This is a genomic window from Mycobacterium sp. 29Ha (assembly GCF_032883055.1).
GTDB lineage: Bacteria > Actinomycetota > Actinomycetes > Mycobacteriales > Mycobacteriaceae > Mycobacterium > Mycobacterium gallinarum.
Genome location: NZ_JAMQTI010000001.1, coordinates 514124 through 534081, shown reverse-complemented (window position 1 = coordinate 534081; position 19958 = coordinate 514124). Strand labels below are relative to the sequence as shown.

The window sequence follows — 19958 nt, the reverse complement described above, 5'->3', positions numbered from 1 at the left end:
TGCTCGAACTGGCGGCCACGCTTCTGCGACTCACCGTCCAGGGTGGCGTACAGAGCGTCGAACTCCCCCATAGGGGGAGGTTAAATCAGAGCGGTGACATTACAGCGGACAGTGGCGAATCCCTTGACCGAGCTCACGAACGTGCTGCGTCTGCACTCTCCGCCGTCGCCAACCCGCTATTGTTGGCGCGTCGTTCGAGGTCGACGACGAAGATGGCCAGCCGCCAGACCTTCTCGCCCGTTACATCCGCCACCCTCGCGATGCGTAGACGACACCAGTTCCGAAGTGTCAGCGATAGCTGCCGGGTGATCGGCCCAGTTTCCAGGTGCTGGGCTTGTAAGACCGCATCCTTTCTCTGGCCGCGTCATCAGAAGCCTTCTCCGCTTCAGTCTTGGGACGCGAACGACCGAACCCGCCCCCTTGCTCAAGGAGCTTGCGCAGCACCTCGGGGTCGGGGACCCATTCGCGGCGCCCGGGCTCGGTGATCCGCTCGTTGCTCCGCCATCGCCGTTTGTTCGACCGCTTCCTTGGTCTGCCTCGCGCTCGTGCGCTCTTTTGCGGCCGCGATCTCTGTCTGTTGAGTGCTGACTCTTGAGCGGCAGCCGAAGACGCAGGCTTCACCTCGCCACGAAGCCGATAGGAATCACGAAGCCAGCGTGCAACCCGTACTGAAACGGTTGACGAACCTGACCGAACGATCACGCCCTGAGCGTTGAGCCGGGACAACACGTCCTTGACCGGTACTCGTAATTCTCTTGCAAGCTCATCGACTCGTGCTTTGCCGTTCATCGCCCACCCCCTTTATCTGTGCGCCATTTGGCGATGAAATCGGCACGGCAACTTCAGCGTATGAGCAATCGTATGGGCCATGTCTCCGACAGTCCCTTCGACGTAGAGGCGAGAGGCCGCAAATACCCCCGTCGGTCGGTGTCCGCGTCGTCAACCGCGGTGGCATCGCCGCTCAGTCGGTGTGCGGTCGTACAGTGCAGGTCATGGCCCCGAAACCGCCATCAAGAGCTGTCATCGAGGGTTTCATCCTCCGCGCTCGACGGGTGATGGCGCACTCGCTCATCCGCGAGCAGGCGGCGTTGATGAGCAAGCTGCACAAAGGGCAGATCACCATCACGGTCACGGTCAACACCAAGACCGGCGAGGAAAACCATCGACTGCGAGCGGAGTATCCACCCGAGGAGGCATTGGAGTCGCTGGCCAGCCGGGTGCGCCCGCTGATCTTGAGCGGTGAACCGATCTACTATGCGAACGCGCTCAACGCGCTGACGGGACTGGTCGGATCGGACAGGCTCAACGACGAGATCGACCTGGCTTGGTGGCACGGATACTGGCAGAGCGTGATTGACGCCAACTTACCGGCCCAGGCGTATTGGGTGGCCGTGCCCAGCGGCACGACCACCGACCGCAAGCTGATGTACGCCTGGCTGTACGGCGACGTGATCCACGCCAAGTCGCCGAGGTCACCGGTCATCCGCGACCTGAGCATCGACCAGCGGTACTACGCCGCCGCACCTGGCATCGCTCGTATCTGCGACCGGGTGATCTACACCCACATCATGCTGATGGGGCTGATCGAGAAGGGCTTGCTGACCGTAGACGACGGAGTACTCACCGAAAGCGTTGTGGTATCCGCAACCAGCCGCGACGAGACCCTAGATGTACGGGTTTCGGACGTGGGCGTGCCCATTCCCGATGACCTAACCACCGCCGGCCTTGCCGCGCTCGATCCGGCGGTCTGGAGGACACCGCATCAGGACCGCTCAGCGCGGCGAAGCGACGCTGATTGACAACTGTCGACGCGAGGCCGGCCAGCACGCAGATAGCATGACCGTGGGCGGGTGAGGGCAGAAATAGACTCTGACCTGGATAAATGCTTGCTCCCCCGGCTGGACTCGAACCAGCAACCCTTCGGTTAACAGCCGAATGCTCTGCCAGTTGAGCTACAGGGGACGGCTCACCCGCGACGTGTTCATCAGCGCGGGCCGAGGCATGACTCTAGCGCACCTCCCGCTCGCATCGCCAATGCGCCTCCGCCCCACACGCACCCAGGGATGTGAGGCAGGATGGTGGAATCGCACCGTCGTCCGGGAGGGGTCTAGTGATCCGGTATGTCGCCGTACTGGCTGTCGGCTACGTGTTGGGTACGAAGGCGGGCCGACGCCGGTATGAACAGATTGCCGGGACATACCGGGCGGTCACCGAGAGCCCGGCCGCCAAAGCGGTGATCGATGCGGGGCGTCGCAAGATCGCGGATCGGGTGTCACCGGACCCACATTTGGTCACGCTGTCAGAGATCGACCATGGAACGACCGTGATCGGGCCGGAGGCCGTGCCGAAGGGCCGGCAGCGCTAGTTAGGGCGCGTATGGCTCGGTGATGGTGCGGCCCGGGATCAGGGGGCCGGTGGAGAAGCCCGCGCCGTTCGATCCGTTGCCGCCTTCGAACCCGAATTCCGGGGTACCGATGTTCACTCCGTTGCCGTTGGAGTAACCCAGGCACTTGCCATCTTCCGCGTTGCCGAACCACGCCAGACAGCCGGGAGGCAGTGCCACACTCTCAATCGCATCGCTTGTCAGCGCGGACGCTGCGAAGGGCGCCGCGACGGCGGCGACCGCCAACGCACCTACGGCAATGAGCCGACGTGCCTGGTTCTTGGTCGATGTCACGAATGAGCCTTTCTTAACCGTTCCCCGACGGTTGATCGCGCGCCTACCCTATCGCGTTACGCGGTGTCACGCAGTGAGGTCGTCGCCGCTGGCCTGTTCCAGCAGGCTGCGGCGATAGGCCTCCATGGCGACCAGGTCCCCGAACAGAGCGTGATACTCGTCGCCCTGCTCAACCGGCGACATGCGCTGCAGCTTGGATTTGACCTCGGCGATCTGCCGTCCGACCCACACTTCCTGCAGCCTCGCCATTACTCCGGCGATGTAGCGCCGCATCTTCTCGTCGTCGTCGACATTGATGGTTTCCACGCCGAGCTCGTTGACCAGGCCCGCGGCTGCCTCGGACCCCGCATGTCCGCGCACCGCATCTATCCACTGCCCGCCGGACTGCCCCGCAGCCACACCCCCTGCGGCGTCGATCGCCTTTCGGACCGCGGCATAACCGGGGTGGGTGAAGCTCTCGACGGTCAGCGAGTCGAACACCGGACCGGCCAGCGCCGGGTGTTGCAGCGCCGACTTGAGCGCCTCGCGCTGCGGCCACAGCGTCGGATCGGCCGGATCGGGACGCTCTGCCTTGGGCACAGCAGGACGCGCCTGCCGTGGTGCGCCGTGTTCTGCCGCAGCCGCGCGGCGCCGACCACCGCGCTCGGGCATACCGCGCTTCTGCGCTTCCTCGCGCACCCTGCCGATCACCTGCGCGACGTCGGCCCAACCGACCCAGCCCGCCACGCGGCGCGCGTATTCGTCGCGCAACATGCTGTCCTTGATGCCGGCGACCATCGGCACGCATTGCCGCAAGGCGTTCACCCGGCCTTCGGCGCTGTCGAGGTCATGGTCGGCAAGGGCCGTGCGAATGGCGAACTCGAACAGCGGCGTGCGTCGCGCCACCAGATCCCGCAATGCCCCGTCGCCGAAATGGAGCCGGATGTCACACGGATCCATCCCGGCCAATTTCTCTTCTGAGGCCACCGCGACGAACGACTGCCCGGCGAGATTCTGTTCACCCTCGAACGCCTTAACCGCCGCGGCGCGTCCTGCGGCGTCACCGTCGAAAACGTAGATCAGCTCACCGCGAAAGAAGTTGTCGTCCATCATGAGTCGCCGCAACATCGCCAAGTGCTCGTCACCGAAGGCGGTGCCACAGGAGGCGACGGCCGTCGTCACGCCGGACAGGTGCATCGCCATCACGTCGGTGTAGCCCTCGACCACGACCGCCTGGTGTCCCTTGGCGATGTCGCGTTTGGCCAGATCGAGGCCGAACAACACCGACGACTTCTTGTACAGCACGGTCTCCGGGGTGTTGATGTACTTCGCTTCCATCTGGTCGTCGTCGAAGATCCGGCGGGCGCCGAAGCCGATCACTTCCCCACCGCTGGCGCGGATCGGCCACAGCAGGCGACGGTGGAAGCGATCCATCGGGCCGCGTCGGCCCTCGCGAGACAGGCCCGCGGCCTCCAGCTCCTTGAACTCAAAACCCTTGCGCATCAAGTGCTTTGTCAGCGTCTCCCACCCCGACGGGGCGAAACCGCAGCCGAACCTCGCCGCGGCGTCGGCGTCGAAGTTGCGCTCGATCAGGTACTCGCGCGCCGGTGCGGCCTCGTCGGACTTCAGCGCCTCGGCGTAGAACTCCTGGGCGGCGGCGTTGGCCGCCAGCAGCCGGCTGCGACTGCCGCGGTCGCGTTGCACGTTGGTCGTCGAGCCGCCGGTGTAGGTGACGGTGTAGCCGACGCGGTCGGCCAGCAGTTCGACGGCCTCGACGAAGCTGACGTGCTCGATCTTCTGGACGAAGGCATAGACGTCGCCACCCTCGCCGCAGCCGAAGCAGTGGAAGTGCCCGTGGTTGGGCCGCACATGAAACGACGGAGACTTCTCGTCGTGGAACGGGCAGAGGCCCTTCAGCGAGTCCGCACCCGCCCGGCGCAACTGCACGTAGTCGCCGACGACCTCCTCGATGCGTACGCGTTCACGGATGGCCGCGATGTCACGATCGGGGATGCGGCCGGCCACCGGGCCAGTCTAGAGCGCCCGGCGTCGCGCGCGATCAGGCTTAGGCCGGTTCCAAGCGCTCCAATCGACCCTCGGTGAATGAAGCGACCTGGTCGATGACGACCCTCATCCGGGCGCCGTCGGACTCGGCGGCGTTGTACGCCGGGACGAAGATCGGATCGAGCGTGGCGGGTGCGCCGGCCAGCGTCCACTCCACGACGCGGTGCACGCGTTCGCGCTGTTGTGCTTGGAGTTCCAGGTGCCGTGGATCGGACATGATGAACTGCAGCGCCAAGATCTTGAGCACCGCCACCTCTGCCCTGACCAGCCCCGGCACCCGAAGCTCGGCCCGGTACCGCACCAGCGGCCCCGTTCCGGCCACCTCCCTGGTCGCCGCGATGGCCGCGGACGCGAATCGTCCGACCAGTTCACTGGTCAGTCGCTTGAGCGCGACCGACGCGGCCAATGTGCCGTCGTACTTGCCGACGGCCGCGACGACGGGCAGATTCGACAGCCGGCCTGCGGCGGCCACCAGATCGTCGGAGCGCAGTCCGGCCCCCATCCCGCTCGATTCGCCGAGGCGCCCCAGCACAGTGGCCGCGTCGTCGTCGGCCAGCACCCGCATGTCGATCCGGCCCGAGACGACACCGTCCTCGACGTCGTGCACCGAATAGGCCACGTCGTCGGCCCAGTCCATGACCTGCGCCTCCAGGCACGGCTTTTCCTCCGGCACACCCGAGCGCAGCCAGTCCGCGGCGGCCGCGTCGTCCTCGTAAAACCCGAACTTGCGCCGCTGACCGCCGCGGCGCCACGGATACTTCGTCACCGCATCCAGCCCCGCGCGAGTGAGGTTCAATCCGGCGCTGTGACCTTGCGGGCCAAGAACTTTGGGTTCCAGCCGGGTCAGGATACGGAAGTTCTGCGCATTCGCCTCGAAGCCGCCACATTCCGCGGCGATCTCGTCGAGGGCGCGTTCGCCGTTGTGACCGTACGGGGGATGGCCGATGTCGTGGGCCAGCCCGGCCATGTCGACGAGGTCGGGGTCGCAGCCCAGACCGATGGCCATACCGCGGCCGATCTGCGCCACCTCCAACGAATGGGTCAACCTGGTGCGCGGAGTCTCCCCTTGGCGCGGCCCCACCACCTGGGTCTTGTCGGCCAGCCTACGTAGCGCGGCGCAATGCAGCACCCGGGCGCGGTCGCGCGCGAAATCGGTGCGGTGCTCGGTGTCGGTGCCCGGCAACGCGGCAGCTTTCGGCGGCTCGACCACCAGCCGCTCGCGGTCGAACTTGTCGTAGAGATCCTGATTCGCTGCCACCGCCGCACAGTCTGCCAGCATCAACCGGTGCGGCCGTGCCGCGCACTAGATTGGCGACCATGCGCATCGCCCGCTTGCTGACCCTCCTGCTCGCGACGATCGTCGCCGGTGCGCTTCTTGCGCCGTCGGCGTCCGCTGAGGCCCCGTTCCGCCTCCCGGGATATGTCACCGACCGAGCGGGCGTCCTCGACAACGCCGGCTTGGCACAGGTGACATCGGCGGTCGACGAGTTGTACGCCAGTAGCAAGACCCGGTTGTGGGTCGTTTACGTCGAGTCGTTCTCTGGACAGTCAGCGGAAGCCTGGGCGCGCAACACGATGCGGACCAGCGACCTCGGCGATTTCGACGCGCTGCTAGCGGTGGCCACAGTCGACCGTGCGTATGCCTTCCTTGTGCCCGACAGCGCCACTGAGCTGAGCTCCAGCCGGGTGGAAAGCGTGCGGCGCAACGACATCGAGCCCGCCCTTCGCCAAAACGACTGGACTGGAGCGGCGGTGGGGGCGGCCGACGGGCTCGCTCAGTCCTCGGGCTCGGGCGCGCGTATCAGCTGGGTCGGGTTGGCGGTGGCGCTGGGGGCGATCGCACTTGCGGTCGTGCTGTTGATGCTCTGGCAACGACGACGACGGCACAAGCGTCGCGAAGCCGAGTTCGCCGCGGCACGCCGAATCGATCCCGCGGATCCGTACGCACTGTCGGCGGTGTCGCTCGATGCCCTCGACGACCTGTCACGGGCAATGGTGGTCGAGGTCGACAACGCCGTGCGCACCAGCGAGCACGAACTCGAACTGGCCGTCGAGGAGTTCGGCACGGACCGGACCGAGCCGTTCACGCGTGCGGTCGGCAACGCGAAGACGACTCTCGCCCAAGCGTTCAACGTCCGTCAGATCCTCGACGACGCCATCCCGGAGACGCCGGCGCAGCGTCGCGACTTGCTGACTCGTGTCGTGGTCGCCGCCGCCAAGGCCGATCGTGAGTTGGACGCGCAGCAAGGCGCCTTCGCCGATCTGCGGAACCTGGTGATCAACGCGCCATCCCGGCTCGACGCGATGACCCAACAGGTGGTCGACATCACCGCCCGGCTCGACTCGTCTGGGCAGAAGCTCGCGCAACTGCACAGCGAGTTCGACGCGACGGCGCTGAGCTCGGTGGCCGGCAACGTCGACGCGGCCAAGGAGCTGCTGACCTTCGCCGACGAAAGCATCACCCGCGGGCGTGATCTCGCCCTCCGGCCGGTGGCAGGGCGCCAGACCGAACTCGTCGAAAGCGTCCGCGCGGCCGAGTCCGCCTTGGCCCAGGCACGCGGGCTGCTGGACGCGGTGGACAGCGCTGCCAGCGATATCCGCCGAGCGGTCGCCACGCTGCCGTCGGCGATCGAAGACATTCAGAACGGCATCAAGCAGGCTGGTGCCCTGCTACAAAAGGGCAACGCGCCGCAAGCCGCCCAACTTGCCGAGGCCCGCGACGCGGCGGCCGTCGCGGTGGCCACTGCGCAGCGATCGAAATCGGTTGACCCGCTGGGTTCTTTCACCGAACTGACCAAAGCCGACGCGGATCTGGACCGGCTGCTGGCTGCTGTTGAGGAGGAGCGGGAAGCGGCCGAGCGACTCAACAGGGCGTTGGACGAGGCGCTGTTCACCGCGCGGTCGCGGATCAGATCGGTGTCGGATTTTATCGATACACGCCGTGGCATCGTCGGTCCGGAGGCCCGCACCCGGCTGGCCGAGGCCGTCCGGCACCTTGGCGCCGCCGAGCAGAAGGGGCCGACCGATCCCGCCGAAGCCATCGCGCACGCCAACGGCGCAGCGATGCTGGCGTCACAGGCCCAGACCCTGGCCACCGCCGATCTGCAGAACGCGCAACGCTCGTATATGGGTCCGGGTGGTCCGTTCGGCGGTCGCGGTGGCGGTGGGGGCAATATCGGCGCGATGATCGGCGGCATCCTCATCGGCAACATCCTCAGCGGAGGCATGCGTGGCGGCTTCGGCGGCGGCGGCTTCGGCCCCGGTTCGTTCGGCGGCTCCGGCGGCGGCGGGATGTTCGGCGGCGGCGGCCGCTTCTAGGCGCCCTTGAGCCGGATAGCGAGGTAGTCGCTGACGGCATCGAGTGCCACGCGCTCCTGAGTCATGGCATCGCGTTCGCGGATCGTCACGGCCTGGTCCTCGAGTGTGTCGAAGTCGACCGTCACGCAGAACGGTGTGCCGATCTCGTCCTGGCGGCGGTAGCGCCGTCCGATGGCGCCCGCATCGTCGAACTCGACGTTCCAGGACTTGCGGAGCTCGGCGGCGAGATCACGCGCCTTCGGCGACAGCTGCTCGTTGCGTGACAGCGGCAGCACCGCGGCCTTGACCGGAGCCAACCGCGGATCGAGTCGGAGCACGGTGCGCTTGTCCACACCGCCCTTGGCGTTGGGCGCCTCGTCCTCGCGATACGCATCGACCAGGAACGCCATCAGCGACCGCGTCAGGCCGGCTGCGGGTTCGATGACGTAGGGCACGTACCTGGTTTCGGTCGCCTGGTCGTAGAACGACAGATCAACGCCGGAATGCTTTGAGTGCGTGGACAAGTCGAAGTTGGTCCGGTTCGCCACACCTTCGAGCTCACCCCACGGGTTGCCCTGGAAGCCGAACTTGTACTCGATGTCGACGGTTCTGTCGCTGTAGTGCGACAGCTTCTCCTTCGGATGCTCGTAGAGCCGCAGGTTGTCGCGGTCGATGCCGAGATCGACGTACCACTGCAGCCGCGTGTCGATCCAGTACTGGTGCCATTCGGGGGCGCTGTCGGGTTCGACGAAGAACTCCATCTCCATCTGTTCGAACTCGCGGGTGCGGAAGATGAAGTTGCCCGGCGTGATCTCGTTGCGGAAGCTCTTGCCGATCTGGCCGATGCCGAACGGCGGCTTCTTCCGCGCGGTGGTGACGACGTTCGCGAAGTTGACGAAAATGCCCTGCGCAGTCTCTGGACGCAGATAGTGCAGGCCCTCCTCGGTCTCGATCGGGCCGAGGTAGGTCTTGAGCATCATGTTGAAGTCGCGCGGCTCGGTCCACTGCCCCTTGGTGCCGCAGTCCGGGCACGCGATCTCCGACATCGGCACGGTGTCTGGATCAACGGCGGTGTCGCGCGTCCCCTTCTTCTCGGCGTACGCCTCCTGCATGTGGTCCTGACGGTGGCGCTTGTGGCAGTTCAGGCACTCGACGAGCGGGTCGTTGAACACCTCGACGTGCCCCGAGGCCACCCACACCTCGCGGGGCAGGATGATCGCGCTGTCCAAGCCGACGACGTCGTCGCGACCGGTGACGACCGAACGCCACCACTGGCGCTTGATGTTCTCCTTGAGCTCCACTCCGAGTGGGCCGTAATCCCACGCCGACTTGGTGCCTCCATAGATCTCGCCGGACTGGAAGACGAGTCCACGACGCTTGGCGAGGTTGGCGACGGTGTCGATGATGGAAGCCACGGGATAACACCCTAGCGAGAAGCGCGCACACGGTTGACATGCGGAAGTCTGCATGTATTCTGGGCGCCATAATGAAAACGGTTTCCACTTTCGCCGAAGATCCCGTCGAGAACGGTCACGATCACAGTGGCGAGCCGTTTCCCGAGCTGCCGCCCCGCGACGTGCTCGACACGTCCGGCGACCTGTTGCGGGCGTTGGCCGCCCCGGTGCGCATTGCGATCGTGCTGCAACTGCGCGAGTCGGCGCGCTGTGTCCACGAACTCGTCGACGCGCTGGCGGTGCCCCAACCGCTGGTCAGCCAGCATCTGCGGATCCTCAAGTCCGCCGGGGTGGTGGCGGGCTCGCGGTCGGGACGAGAGGTGATGTACCGCCTCGTCGATCACCACCTGGCCGACATCGTCGTCGCAGCCGTGACGCACGCTGCGGAGGGCCACCAGTGACGGGGCCCGCGCCGGCCGCTACCGGAGTCCGCTCCACCCGGCAGCGCGCCGCGATCGCCGCACTACTGGACAAGCTCGACGAATTTCGATCCGCCCAGGAGCTACACGACGAATTGCGCAGGCGCGGTGAGGGTATCGGGCTCACCACCGTCTACCGCACCCTGCAGCAGATGGCCGCCGCCGGCGTCGTCGACGCGCTGCGCACCGACACCGGCGAGGCCGTGTACCGGCGCTGCTCCGACGGCCATCATCACCATCTGGTGTGCCGGGCGTGCGGTTCGACAGTCGAGGTACAGGGCGATCAGGTCGAGACGTGGGCGACCGAAGTCGCCCGCAAGCACGGCTTCTCTGACATCAGTCATACGATCGAGATTTTCGGCCTGTGCGGAGCATGCACGAGCGCCAAGCCGTCAGGTTAGGGCGCGCCGCACGTCGGAACCGGTGGCCAGCACCATCAGGATCAGCGTGCGCAACGCTTCGTCGGTGAGACCCGCTGCGGGAAAGTTGTAGCGCAGCAACACATCCGCGACCTTCTTAGAGTTCCGCTTGGCTCCGGCCGCGACCTCTTTGTGGCCGCTCTTGCTCGCCAGTGACACAGTGCCCAGCAGGGTGTTGTGCGCGTGATCGGCCACCGCCGCACGGAGTTTGGCGTCCAGCGGCAGGTCCCACGCCAAGATCTGGGTGAGCGACACCAGCTCCAGACCTTCGGCGATCTCGACCACCCGCAGCGATGCGACCGTGCCATCGTGGTGCAGGGTGATCGCGCCGTCCTCTTCCCGACTCAGCGTCACCACCTCGCCGAGGACGGCGGCCAGGCGATCCTGCATGGACATCACGCCCGGCCGCTCAGGTGCATCATTCGGCCCGGCCGCTCAGGTACATCATTCGGCCCGGCCGAATCGACGGTTGCGGTTCACGTACTCCTCGCACGCCTCCCACAGGTCGCGGCGGTCGTAGTCGGGCCACAGCTTGTCCTGAAAGACGTACTCGGCGTAGGCCGCCTGCCAAAGCAGAAAGTTGCTTGCCCGCTGCTCCCCCGACGTCCGGATGAACAAGTCGACGTCGGGAATGTCGGAGCGGTGCAGATGCTTGGCGAAGGCCGCCTCGCTGATCCGGCTCGGGTTGATCTTGCCGTCCACAGCCTCCTGCGCAAGCTCGCGGGCCGCTTCGACGATCTCGGTGCGGCCGCCGTAATTCACGCAGTAGTTGATGGTGATGACGTCGTTGTCGACAGTCATCTGCTCGGCGATGTCGAACTCTTTGATGACGCTGCGCCACATGCGCGGCCGCGAGCCGACCCAGCGCATCCGCACGCCCATGTCGTTGAGATTCTCGCGGCGACGACGGACCACCTCGCGGTTGAACCCCATCAGGAAGCGCACCTCTTCGCTACTGCGCTTCCAATTCTCGGTCGAGAACGCGTACACCGTCAGGTGCTTGATGCCGATTTCGATTGCCCCGCAGGTGATGTCGATGAGCACCGCTTCGCCCATCTTGTGACCCTCGGTGCGGTGCAGCCCGCGCTGGGTGGCCCACCGTCCGTTGCCGTCCATCACCACCGCGACGTGATTGGGTACCTGCCCGGCCGGGATCTCGGGGGCGACCGCCTTGGACGTGTGCTGTGGTGGCCGCGCGAACTTACCGTTGGTGCGGGGCGTCAGTTCTGGGAAGACGACCGGCCACGTCGACTTGTCGGGAAATGTCGGATAGTCGTCAGGCGCCGGGGGCAGCTGTGGGTACTTCTCCTTGCCCTTGCCCCTCTTGGTAGCCATGCGCCATATCCTGCCCGACCAGCGGAACCCGTAGGTCGGCGACTGTCTGATCAACCCGGTACATCCGCTCGACCAGCGGTAACGTCCGCAGCTGCCGCTCCAGATGCCACTGCAGGTGCGCGGCGACCAGGCCGCTGGCCTGGCTACGATGCGACGACGTCGACGTCTGCGCGTGCTCCCAGTCCCCGTCGTGCAGCGCGGCCATCAGGTCCATCACCGCCTGCGGGGGTGTCGCCGACCCCGACGGCCTGCAATGGACGCACACGCTGCCCCCGGCCCCGACGTGGAACGCTCGGTGCGGCCCCGGCGCCGCGCAGCGGGCGCATTCAGTCAGCGCAGGCGCCCAACCGGCGATTCCCATGGCGCGCAACAGGTAAGCGTCCAGCACGAGTTCCCGGGGCCTGCTGCCGTCGGCCACCGCCCGCAGCGCGCCGACGGTCAGCCGGTGCAGTGCGGGCATCGGGGCCCGCTCCTCACCTGCCAAGCGCTCGGCTGTTTCGAGGACCGCGCACGCACATGTGTAGCGGCCGTAGTCACTGACGATGTCGGTGGCGAACGCATCGATGGCCTGGACCTGGGTGACGATGTCGAGATTCCGGCCGGGATGCAGCTGAACATCGATGTGCGCGAACGGCTCCAGCCTGGCCCCGAACTTGCTGCGGGTGCGCCGCACCCCCTTGGCCACCGCGCGCACCAACCCGTGGTCACGGGTGAGCAGGGTGACGATCCGGTCGGCCTCACCGAGCTTGTGCTGACGCAGCACCACCGCTCGATCCCGGTACAGCCGCATCACAACAGTCTCCCATTGCGATCGGACATGTTCGGTGTACGCAGCGCCGGTATTTTATAGGTGATGGTCGAGCTCACCCGTTTTCCCACGCTCACTCAGCAGCTTTTTCAGCTGGCGAGTGGTTCCGTCACGTCCGATGACCTGGTGCGCCGTTCACTGGACGCGATCACCGCCAGCCAGCCCACGCTCAACGCGTTCCGGGTGGTGCTGACCGAACAAGCGCTGGCGGACGCCGCCGAGGCGGACCGCAAACGCGCAGCGGGCCAGGATCTTTCAAAACATCCGCTCCTGGGCATACCGATCGCCGTCAAAGACGACGTCGACGTCAAGGGCGTGCCCACCCGATTCGGCGCGGCGGGCAACATCGAGCCCGCGCGCGAGGACTCCGAAGTCGTCCGACGGCTCAGGGCCGCGGGCGCGGTGATCGTCGGCAAGACCAACACCTGCGAGCTGGGCCAGTGGCCGTTCACCAGCGGACCGGCCTTCGGCCACACTCGCAATCCGTGGTCGCGCGAGCACACACCGGGCGGATCGTCGGGCGGCAGCGCCGCCGCGGTGGCCGCGGGCCTGGTGGCCGCGGCCATCGGATCCGACGGGGCCGGCAGCGTCCGCATCCCCGCGGCGTGGACTCATCTCGTCGGCATCAAACCCCAGCGCGGCAGGATCTCCACCTGGCCGTTGCCTGAAGCGTTCAACGGCATCACCGTCAACGGTGTGCTCGCCCGGACGGTCACCGACGCGGCGATCGTGCTCGACGCCGCGTCGGGCAACGTTCCCGGTGACCTGCACCAGCCACCGCCCGTCCACATGTCGGACTACGTCGGCCGAGCACCGGGACCGCTGCGGATCGCGCTGTCCACCAAGTTCCCGTACACCGTCTTCCGGGCCAAACTGCACCCCGAGATCCGTGCCGCGATGGCCGCCACCGCGGCCCAGCTCGAAGAGCTCGGGCACACGGTCGTCGAAGCCGATCCCGCATACAACCTGGCCATGTCGTGGAGCTTTCTGTCGCGCTCGACCTCGGGACTGCTGGACTGGGCCGACCGCCTGGGCTACGGCGTCGACCTGGACAAGCGCACGAAGGCGAACATGCGGACCGGCTGGATGCTGTCACAGCACACGTTGCGCAAGGCACGCGCCCGCGAGGCCGCGGCGCACCGCCGGATCGAGTGGATCTTCAACCTCGTCGACGTCGTGCTGGCACCGACCACTGCCCAACCGCCCCCCAACGTCCACGACTACGACACTCTCAGCGGCCTGGCCACCGATCGCGCCATGATCCAGGCGTGTCCCATCACCTGGCCGTGGAACCTCCTGGGCTGGCCCTCGATCAACGTGCCCGCGGGGTTCACGTCCGCTGGTCTGCCGATCGGGGTGCAATTGATGGGTCCGGCCAACAGTGAACCGTTGCTGATCTCGCTGGCCGCCGCGCTCGAGGCGATCAACGGCTGGGCCAACAAGCAACCGGAGGTGTGGTGGACGCCGTCGATGGCACCCGACCCGGACCCGACCGGCCGTTCCATTGAGGAGATCAGGCCCGGCGAAGTGGCGTAATGTCATCGCCCATGAAAGCGTGGCACTGCGCATACGCACTCCCGGTCCTGGTGATGGCGGCCGGCAACGTGCTGGGGACACCGACGGCTGGCGCTGACAACAAGCGGCTCAACGACAGCGTGGTCGCCAACGTCTACACCATGCAGCACCAGGCCGGGTGCACCACCGACATCAAGATCAATCCGAAGTTGCGGTTGGCCGCGCAGTGGCACACCGATGACGTCCTCAACAACAGGGCACTGAACGGCGACACCGGTTCCGACGGGTCGACTGTGGCCGACCGTGCGCGCAACGCCGGCTACGCCGGAGCCGTGGCCGAGACGACGGCCATCAATCCGGCACTGGCGATCAGCGGCATCGAGTTGATCAACCAGTGGTATCACCGGCCTGACTACAACGCGATCATGTCGGACTGCTCGAACGTCGACATCGGCGTGTGGTCAGCGAATCTGATCGACCGCACCGTCGTGGTCGCTGTCTACGGCAAGGGTGACGGCGCACCTCCCGTGCAGTCACCGAACCGGCCGTTCGGACAGCCGGGAGCCGGCTTCCCGGGCTGAAATATCCCCCCGCAGCGAATATATTCAAATCACTGACTCGCCCCTGGCCTGAAGCTATCGTCAGGTTTCGTCGGGGTGGCAAAAATCTTTGTTCGGGAGGATTCGTGAGCATCAATTGCACAAGGGTCGCCGCGCTGACATTCGCGGCGGCCGCGGTCTCGGCGGGTATCGGCATCGCGCCGGCATCCGCGCAATCACGGACCGTCGTCTACGAGGTCACCGGATCAGGCACGGTGTACTCGATCGACCTCGATCCGGGCGGCCGCATCCCCGAGGACACCGCGACGCCGTTCACCCAGACCGTGTCGATCGGCCCCGACGTGGCGCTGCTACAGGTCGTCGTGGTCACCAAGACCGGTAGCCAGGGATGCCGTATCACCTTGGACGGCACGGTGGTTGCCGAGCAGGCGCCGGGCGACGCGGCCCACTGCATCGCGTACCTGTAACCGACGCCGCTGGACGGATTCTTCCAGCGCTCAGAATCCCAGACGCCCGAGCTGTTTTGGGTCACGCTGCCAGTTCTTGGCGATCTTGACCCGTAGGTCGAGGTAAACCTTTGTGCCCAAGAGCTTTTCGATCTGCATACGGGCCGCGGTGCCGACCTCCCGCAGCCTGGCGCCGCCCTTGCCGATCACGATGCCTTTCTGGCTGTCGCGTTCGACGTAGAGAATCGCGTGGACGTCGATCAAGTCGTCCCGCCCTTCGCGTGGCTCGACCTCCTCGATGACCACCGCCAGTGAGTGCGGCAGCTCGTCGCGCACACCTTCGAGTGCGGCCTCGCGGATGAGCTCGGCCATCAACACTTCTTCGGGCTCGTCGGTGAGCTCCCCGTCAGGGTAGAAAGCCGGGCCCGGCGGCAGCTGGGCGGCCAGCACGTCGGTCAGCACGTCGAGGTTCTCACCGGTGGTCGCCGACACGGGAACGATCTCGGTGTCCCCGCCCACCAGCTCGCTCACCGCGATCAGTTGGGCGGCAACGCGATCGCGTGCCAGCTTGTCGGTCTTGGTGACGATCGCGACCAGCGTGGTCCTTGGCGCGATCGCGCGGATCTGTTCGAGGATCCAGCGGTCCCCCGGTCCGATCCGCTCGTCGGCGGGGATGCACAGCCCGATGACGTCGACCTCGGAGTAGGTGTCCTTCACCAGATCGTTGAGCCGCTGGCCCAGCAGCGTGCGCGGCCGGTGCAAGCCCGGGGTGTCGATCAGGATGATCTGAAAGTTCTCACGGTGCACGATGCCGCGGATGGTGTGGCGGGTGGTTTGCGGCTGGTTGGCGGTGATCGCCACCTTGGTCCCGACCAGGGCGTTGGTCAACGTCGACTTGCCGGTGTTGGGCCGCCCGATGAAACAGACGAAGCCCGAACGAAACTCGTTACTCACTGCGGGGTGCCAGCCCGGTCGGTGACGATGACCACGGCGTCGGCCGACAGCTCGCGCACCGCGGCTATCCCTGCGTCGTCGACGCTTCCGCCGACCAGCACGGCGGCCTCCAATCCGGTCGCACCGCTGGACACCGCCGCCGCGACGGCGGCCTGCAGCGCGGTCAGCTCCAGCGAGTCCAAAGCGACCGGAGCGCCGGCGTAGGTGCGCCCGTCGAGGTCGCGCACTGCCGCACCGCAGGACGCGTCGGCCCGGCCCATCGCGCCGCGTGCCAGCGTGACCAACTTGGCGTCCTCGGCATCAAGCTCACTCATCGTCGCCCTCCGGTTGCTCGTTCGGGCTGACGAGGACGGTGCCGATGTGGACACGTCCGCGATGATCCCGCCCGCCCTCGGCGAGCAGTCGCAGCCCGTCCCACGTCACCTCGGCACCCGGCAACGGGACACGGCCCAGCTCGAAGGCCACCAGCCCGCCGACCGTGTCGACGTCGAGGTCCTCGTCGAACTCGATGTCGTACAGCTCGCCGAGATCCTCGATCGGCAGGCGCGCCGACACGCGGTATCGACGGTCGCCCAGTTCTTCCACGGGCGCGACTTCGTCGGTGTCGTACTCGTCGGCGATCTCACCGACGATCTCCTCGAGCACATCCTCGATGGTGACCAGCCCGGCGATCGCACCGTATTCATCGACCAGCAGCACCATGTGAACGCGGTCGAGCTGCATCTCCCGCAGCAGCGCGTCCAGCGGCTTGGAGTCCGGTACGAACACTGCGGGCCGCATCACCTCGGACACCTTGGTGTCGCGTCCGCCGTTGTTGGAGTAATACGTCCGCTGGACAAGGTCTTTCAGGTAGACGACACCGACGATGTCGTCGACGTTCTCGCCGATCACCGGGATGCGCGAGTGTCCGCTGCGCACCGCCAGCGAGGTCGCCTGACCCGCCGTCTTGTCACCCTCGATCCACACCATTTCGGTGCGTGGCACCATGACTTCGCGAGCCGGGGTGTCGCCGAGCTCGAACACCGACTGGATCATCCGCCGCTCGTCGTCGGCCACCACGCCGCGCTGCTGCGCCATGTCGACGACCTCACGCAGCTCGATCTCGGACGAGAACGGCCCGTTGCGGAAACCGCGGCCCGGGGTCAGCGCGTTACCGAGCAGCACAAGCAGGCGGCTCACCGGGGTGAGCACGATCGAAATCGCTTGCAGCGGAAGCGCAGCCACCAGCGAGATGGAATAGGCGTTCTGCCGGCCGACGGTCCTCGGGCCGACACCGATCGCGACGAAGCTGACCACCGTCATGATCGCCGCGGCCGAGACCAGTCCCCAGCTCACCCCGAAATAGTCGTCCAGGAAGGCGGCCAGCAGCACCGTCGCGCTGACCTCGCAGGCTATTCGGAGCAAGACGCAGAGGTTGATGAAGCGCGGACGCTCGGCCATCACCCTCGCCAGCCGCACCGCACCGGGACGCTCGTCGCGCACGAGTTCCTCGACGCGCGCCATCGACACCGTGCTGATCGCCGCGTCGGTCGCCGCGAAAAGACCGGCCACGCCGACCAATACGATCACGCTGATCAACTGACCGAGATTGTTCACTGTTCGTCGAAGAATCGGGACTTGTCCAGTAGGCGCCGATCCTTCTCGGACTGGCGGTCCTGGTGGTACGCCTCGACCTGGTCGGAGACCCACTCTTCAAGCAGTTGACGCTGCAGCGCGAACATCTCCTTCTCCTCATCGGGTTCGGCATGGTCGTACCCGAGCAGGTGCAACACGCCGTGCACCGTCAACAACGCCAGTTCCTGGCCAAGCGAATGACCTGCCGCGGCAGCCTGATCGGCGGCGAACGGTGGGCACAGCACGATGTCGCCGAGCATCGACGGCCCCGGTTCGGCCGCGTCGGGCCGCCCGCCCGGCTCGAGCTCGTCCATCGGGAAGCTCATCACGTCGGTGGGACCGGGCAGGTCCATCCACCGCATGTGCAGGTCTGCCATCGCTGCCGTGTCGAGCAGCACCATCGACAGTTCGGCGGCCGGGTTGACTTTCATCTTGCGAATGACGAATCGGGCGATGCTGATCAGTTCCTCTTCGGAAACGTCGATGCCCGATTCGTTGGACACCTCAATACTCATCGTTGAATTCCGTTACCGCCGCGGCCGACTACCGGAAGCACGTCGCTGCGCCCTGTTCATCAGATCCGGCTCCTCGGACTTCGCATACGCGTCGACGATGTCGGCCACCAACCGGTGGCGAACCACGTCGGCGCTGGTGAGCTCGGCGAAGTGGATGTCGTCGACGCCATCGAGAATCCGCATCGCCGTCCGCAGTCCCGACGATGCCCCACCGGGCAGGTCCACCTGCGTGATATCCCCGGTGACAACGATTTTCGACCCGAAACCCAGACGGGTCAGGAACATCTTCATCTGCTCGCTGGTGGTGTTCTGCGCTTCGTCCAGAATTATGAACGCATCCGAAAGTGTGCGGCCACGCATATACGCCAGCGGGGCAACCTCAATGATGCCGGCGTTCATCAGCTTTGGGATCGACTCGGGATCCATCATGTCGTAGAGCGCGTCGTACAGCGGCCGCAGATAAGGGTCGATCTTCTCGCTCAGCGTGCCGGGCAGGAACCCAAGGCGCTCACCGGCTTCCACCGCGGGGCGGGTGAGGATGATCCTGTTGACCTGTTTCGACTGTAATGCGTTGACCGCCTTGGCCATTGCCAGATACGTCTTACCGGTGCCTGCGGGGCCGACGCCGAAGACGATGGTGTGCGCGTCGATGGCGTCGACATAACGCTTCTGGTTCAACGTCTTCGGGCGGATGGTCTTGCCGCGCCGCGACAGGATGTCGAGGGTCAGTACTTCGGCGGGTGATTCATTGCCGGTTCCAGTGAGCATGGCGACGCTGTGCCTGACGGCATCGGCGGTGAGCCGCTGTCCGCTGGCGACGATCGCGACGAGCTCGGAAATCACCCGCTCGGCCAGCGCCACATCGGCGGGCTCACCGGACAGGGTCAGCGCGTTACCGCGGACATGGATGTCGGCAGCGAGGATGCGTTCGAGTGCGCGCAGGTTTTCGTCGGCGGATCCAAGCAGGCCCACGACGAGGTCGGGCGGAACATCGATGCTGCTGCGAACGGTCGCGTCGGAGTCAGCGTTCGTTTCGCTGGGCGTCACGTGCGGTTTTCTGCCTGCTTCCTGGTTTCGCCTGCTTGTTTGCCTGGGAGTACCCAGTTTACCGCCGGGTACCGATGCAACCCAATGGTTAGGCCGCGGGCCGGCTCATGACCAGCGCCGGGTGAGCACACCGAGAGCCCCCAGCGCGACCGCCGCCGCCGACGACGTACGCAACACCGTTGGCCCGAGCCGCACGACCGTGGCCCCCGCCCCGGACAGGGCGGCGATCTCCTCGTCGTCGATGCCCCCCTCCGGGCCGACGAGCAGCAGCAGCGTCTCGGCATCGGCGACGGGCACCTCGGTGATCGGCTGCGTCGCGGATTCGTGGAGGACGAGCACCGGCGTGGTCGCCATGTCGCGCACTCGCTCCACCAGCTCCTTAGTCGATACCACGCCGCTGACATCGGGGATGTACGGCCGCCGCGATTGCCGTGCCGCCGACTTGGCGACGGCCCGCCACCGGCGCAGCCCCTTGTCCACGCGGGCCTGTCCGTCCCATCGCGCCACGCAACGCGCCGACTGCCATGCGACAAACGAGTCGGCACCTGCCTCGGTGGCGAGCTCGACGGCCAGCTCGGAGCGGTCCGACTTCGGGAGCGCCTGCACGACGGTGATGCTCGGAGTGGGTGCCGTAACGGTCCTGCGGTCGCGCACGCGGGCGGTCAGCATGCCCTTGCCGACATCTTCGACAACGCACCGGGCCACCGCGCCGGCTCCGTCGCTCAGGTCGAGTTCCTCGCCTGGTCGGATGCGCCGGACATTGGCCGCATGGAAGCCTTCGTCACCGTCGACGACGGCGAGATCACCTTCTGCGGGCAGCGCATCGACGTAGAAGAGCGCCTCGGTCACGGTCTC

The 19958-nt window shown here is 66.4% G+C and carries 22 protein-coding genes and 1 tRNA gene; 8 read left to right on the top strand and 15 right to left on the bottom strand.

Features of this window, described 5'->3' with window-relative positions; all coding sequences use genetic code 11:
* Positions 1-288: 288 nt before the first annotated feature.
* A complete protein-coding gene (locus M1248_RS33310; RefSeq protein ID WP_410506605.1) occupies positions 289-789 on the bottom strand; it encodes a translation initiation factor IF-2 N-terminal domain-containing protein in 501 nt (166 codons plus the stop codon).
* A gap of 203 nt (positions 790-992) precedes the next feature.
* Between M1248_RS33310 and M1248_RS02530 the strand changes: the two genes are divergently transcribed.
* A complete protein-coding gene (locus M1248_RS02530) occupies positions 993-1799 on the top strand; it encodes a hypothetical protein (protein WP_317147447.1) in 807 nt (268 codons plus the stop codon).
* Positions 1800-1889: 90 nt separating this feature from the next.
* Here the strand turns inward: M1248_RS02530 and M1248_RS02525 are convergent.
* A tRNA-Asn gene (locus M1248_RS02525) sits at positions 1890-1962 on the bottom strand.
* Positions 1963-2110: 148 nt separating this feature from the next.
* On the opposite strand from M1248_RS02525, the gene M1248_RS02520 reads away from it, so the two are divergent.
* Positions 2111-2365, top strand: coding sequence for a hypothetical protein (locus M1248_RS02520; protein WP_163729533.1), 255 nt, complete (start codon positions 2111-2113; stop codon positions 2363-2365).
* On the opposite strand, the gene M1248_RS02515 is transcribed toward M1248_RS02520, so the two are convergent.
* The 3 genes from M1248_RS02515 to M1248_RS02505 all read right to left on the bottom strand — a co-directional run bounded on the left by M1248_RS02515 (position 2366) and on the right by M1248_RS02505 (position 5999).
* The gene (locus M1248_RS02515) at positions 2366-2677 is read right to left on the bottom strand and encodes a hypothetical protein (protein ID WP_317147446.1); all 312 of its coding nucleotides are present in this window, start codon (positions 2675-2677) and stop codon (positions 2366-2368) included. It abuts the gene before it with no gap.
* A 66-nt stretch (positions 2678-2743) separates the two neighbouring features.
* Complete coding sequence (gene dnaG, locus M1248_RS02510; RefSeq protein ID WP_163729537.1) at positions 2744-4681, bottom strand: DNA primase; 1938 nt, start codon at positions 4679-4681, stop codon at positions 2744-2746.
* A 40-nt stretch (positions 4682-4721) separates the two neighbouring features.
* Positions 4722-5999, bottom strand: coding sequence for a deoxyguanosinetriphosphate triphosphohydrolase (locus M1248_RS02505; RefSeq protein ID WP_317147445.1), 1278 nt, complete (start codon positions 5997-5999; stop codon positions 4722-4724).
* Between the two features lie 38 nt (positions 6000-6037).
* On the opposite strand from M1248_RS02505, the gene M1248_RS02500 reads away from it, so the two are divergent.
* Positions 6038-8038, top strand: coding sequence for a TPM domain-containing protein (locus M1248_RS02500; RefSeq protein ID WP_317147444.1), 2001 nt, complete (start codon positions 6038-6040; stop codon positions 8036-8038).
* Here the strand turns inward: M1248_RS02500 and M1248_RS02495 are convergent.
* Positions 8035-9486 carry a glycine--tRNA ligase gene (locus M1248_RS02495; RefSeq protein ID WP_163729543.1) on the bottom strand — a complete coding sequence of 484 codons (1452 nt, stop codon included), beginning with the start codon at positions 9484-9486 and terminating at the stop codon, positions 8035-8037. The genes M1248_RS02500 and M1248_RS02495 overlap by 4 nt on opposite strands.
* Before the next feature lie 17 nt (positions 9487-9503).
* Here M1248_RS02495 and M1248_RS02490 point away from each other — a divergent pair, with 17 nt between their 5' ends.
* Together M1248_RS02490 and M1248_RS02485 are read left to right on the top strand one after the other, a co-directional pair.
* Complete coding sequence (locus tag M1248_RS02490) at positions 9504-9872, top strand: ArsR/SmtB family transcription factor (protein ID WP_163729545.1); 369 nt, start codon at positions 9504-9506, stop codon at positions 9870-9872.
* Positions 9869-10291, top strand: a complete 423-nt coding sequence (locus M1248_RS02485; RefSeq protein ID WP_163729547.1) for a Fur family transcriptional regulator — start codon at positions 9869-9871, stop codon at positions 10289-10291. Before M1248_RS02490 ends, M1248_RS02485 begins: the two co-directional genes overlap by 4 nt.
* On the opposite strand, the gene M1248_RS02480 is transcribed toward M1248_RS02485, so the two are convergent.
* Genes M1248_RS02480 through recO form a run of 3 tightly spaced genes read right to left on the bottom strand, consistent with a single transcriptional unit; the run spans position 10283 to position 12434 of the window.
* Complete coding sequence (locus M1248_RS02480) at positions 10283-10705, bottom strand: hypothetical protein (protein WP_317147471.1); 423 nt, start codon at positions 10703-10705, stop codon at positions 10283-10285. The two genes, M1248_RS02485 and M1248_RS02480, sit on opposite strands and share 9 nt — an antisense overlap.
* Before the next feature lie 48 nt (positions 10706-10753).
* Positions 10754-11644, bottom strand: a complete 891-nt coding sequence (locus M1248_RS02475; protein ID WP_317147443.1) for a decaprenyl diphosphate synthase — start codon at positions 11642-11644, stop codon at positions 10754-10756.
* Positions 11586-12434 carry a DNA repair protein RecO gene (recO, locus tag M1248_RS02470; RefSeq protein WP_317147442.1) on the bottom strand — a complete coding sequence of 283 codons (849 nt, stop codon included), beginning with the start codon at positions 12432-12434 and terminating at the stop codon, positions 11586-11588. The genes M1248_RS02475 and recO overlap by 59 nt, the downstream gene beginning before the upstream one ends.
* 63 nt (positions 12435-12497) lie before the next feature.
* On the opposite strand from recO, the gene M1248_RS02465 reads away from it, so the two are divergent.
* The 3 genes from M1248_RS02465 to M1248_RS02455 all read left to right on the top strand — a co-directional run bounded on the left by M1248_RS02465 (position 12498) and on the right by M1248_RS02455 (position 14994).
* A complete protein-coding gene (locus M1248_RS02465; protein ID WP_317147441.1) occupies positions 12498-13988 on the top strand; it encodes an amidase in 1491 nt (496 codons plus the stop codon).
* Positions 13989-13999: 11 nt separating this feature from the next.
* Complete coding sequence (locus M1248_RS02460; RefSeq protein ID WP_317147440.1) at positions 14000-14548, top strand: CAP domain-containing protein; 549 nt, start codon at positions 14000-14002, stop codon at positions 14546-14548.
* Positions 14549-14652: 104 nt separating this feature from the next.
* Complete coding sequence (locus M1248_RS02455) at positions 14653-14994, top strand: MmpS family transport accessory protein (RefSeq protein WP_317147439.1); 342 nt, start codon at positions 14653-14655, stop codon at positions 14992-14994.
* 30 nt (positions 14995-15024) lie between these two features.
* On the opposite strand, the gene era is transcribed toward M1248_RS02455, so the two are convergent.
* The 6 genes from era to M1248_RS02425 all read right to left on the bottom strand — a co-directional run bounded on the left by era (position 15025) and on the right by M1248_RS02425 (position 19952).
* Positions 15025-15927, bottom strand: a complete 903-nt coding sequence (gene era, locus M1248_RS02450) for a GTPase Era (protein ID WP_163729559.1) — start codon at positions 15925-15927, stop codon at positions 15025-15027.
* Complete coding sequence (locus M1248_RS02445; RefSeq protein WP_317147438.1) at positions 15924-16241, bottom strand: cytidine deaminase; 318 nt, start codon at positions 16239-16241, stop codon at positions 15924-15926. The genes era and M1248_RS02445 overlap by 4 nt, the downstream gene beginning before the upstream one ends.
* Complete coding sequence (locus tag M1248_RS02440) at positions 16234-17523, bottom strand: hemolysin family protein (protein ID WP_317147437.1); 1290 nt, start codon at positions 17521-17523, stop codon at positions 16234-16236. Before M1248_RS02440 ends, M1248_RS02445 begins: the two co-directional genes overlap by 8 nt.
* Positions 17520-18056: an rRNA maturation RNase YbeY gene (gene ybeY, locus M1248_RS02435; RefSeq protein ID WP_163729565.1), complete on the bottom strand. Its 537-nt coding sequence runs from the start codon at positions 18054-18056 to the stop codon at positions 17520-17522. The genes M1248_RS02440 and ybeY overlap by 4 nt, the downstream gene beginning before the upstream one ends.
* A gap of 12 nt (positions 18057-18068) precedes the next feature.
* The gene (locus tag M1248_RS02430; RefSeq protein ID WP_163729567.1) at positions 18069-19103 is read right to left on the bottom strand and encodes a PhoH family protein; all 1035 of its coding nucleotides are present in this window, start codon (positions 19101-19103) and stop codon (positions 18069-18071) included.
* 105 nt (positions 19104-19208) lie between these two features.
* Positions 19209-19952: a 16S rRNA (uracil(1498)-N(3))-methyltransferase gene (locus tag M1248_RS02425; RefSeq protein WP_163729569.1), complete on the bottom strand. Its 744-nt coding sequence runs from the start codon at positions 19950-19952 to the stop codon at positions 19209-19211.
* Positions 19953-19958 lie beyond the last annotated feature (6 nt).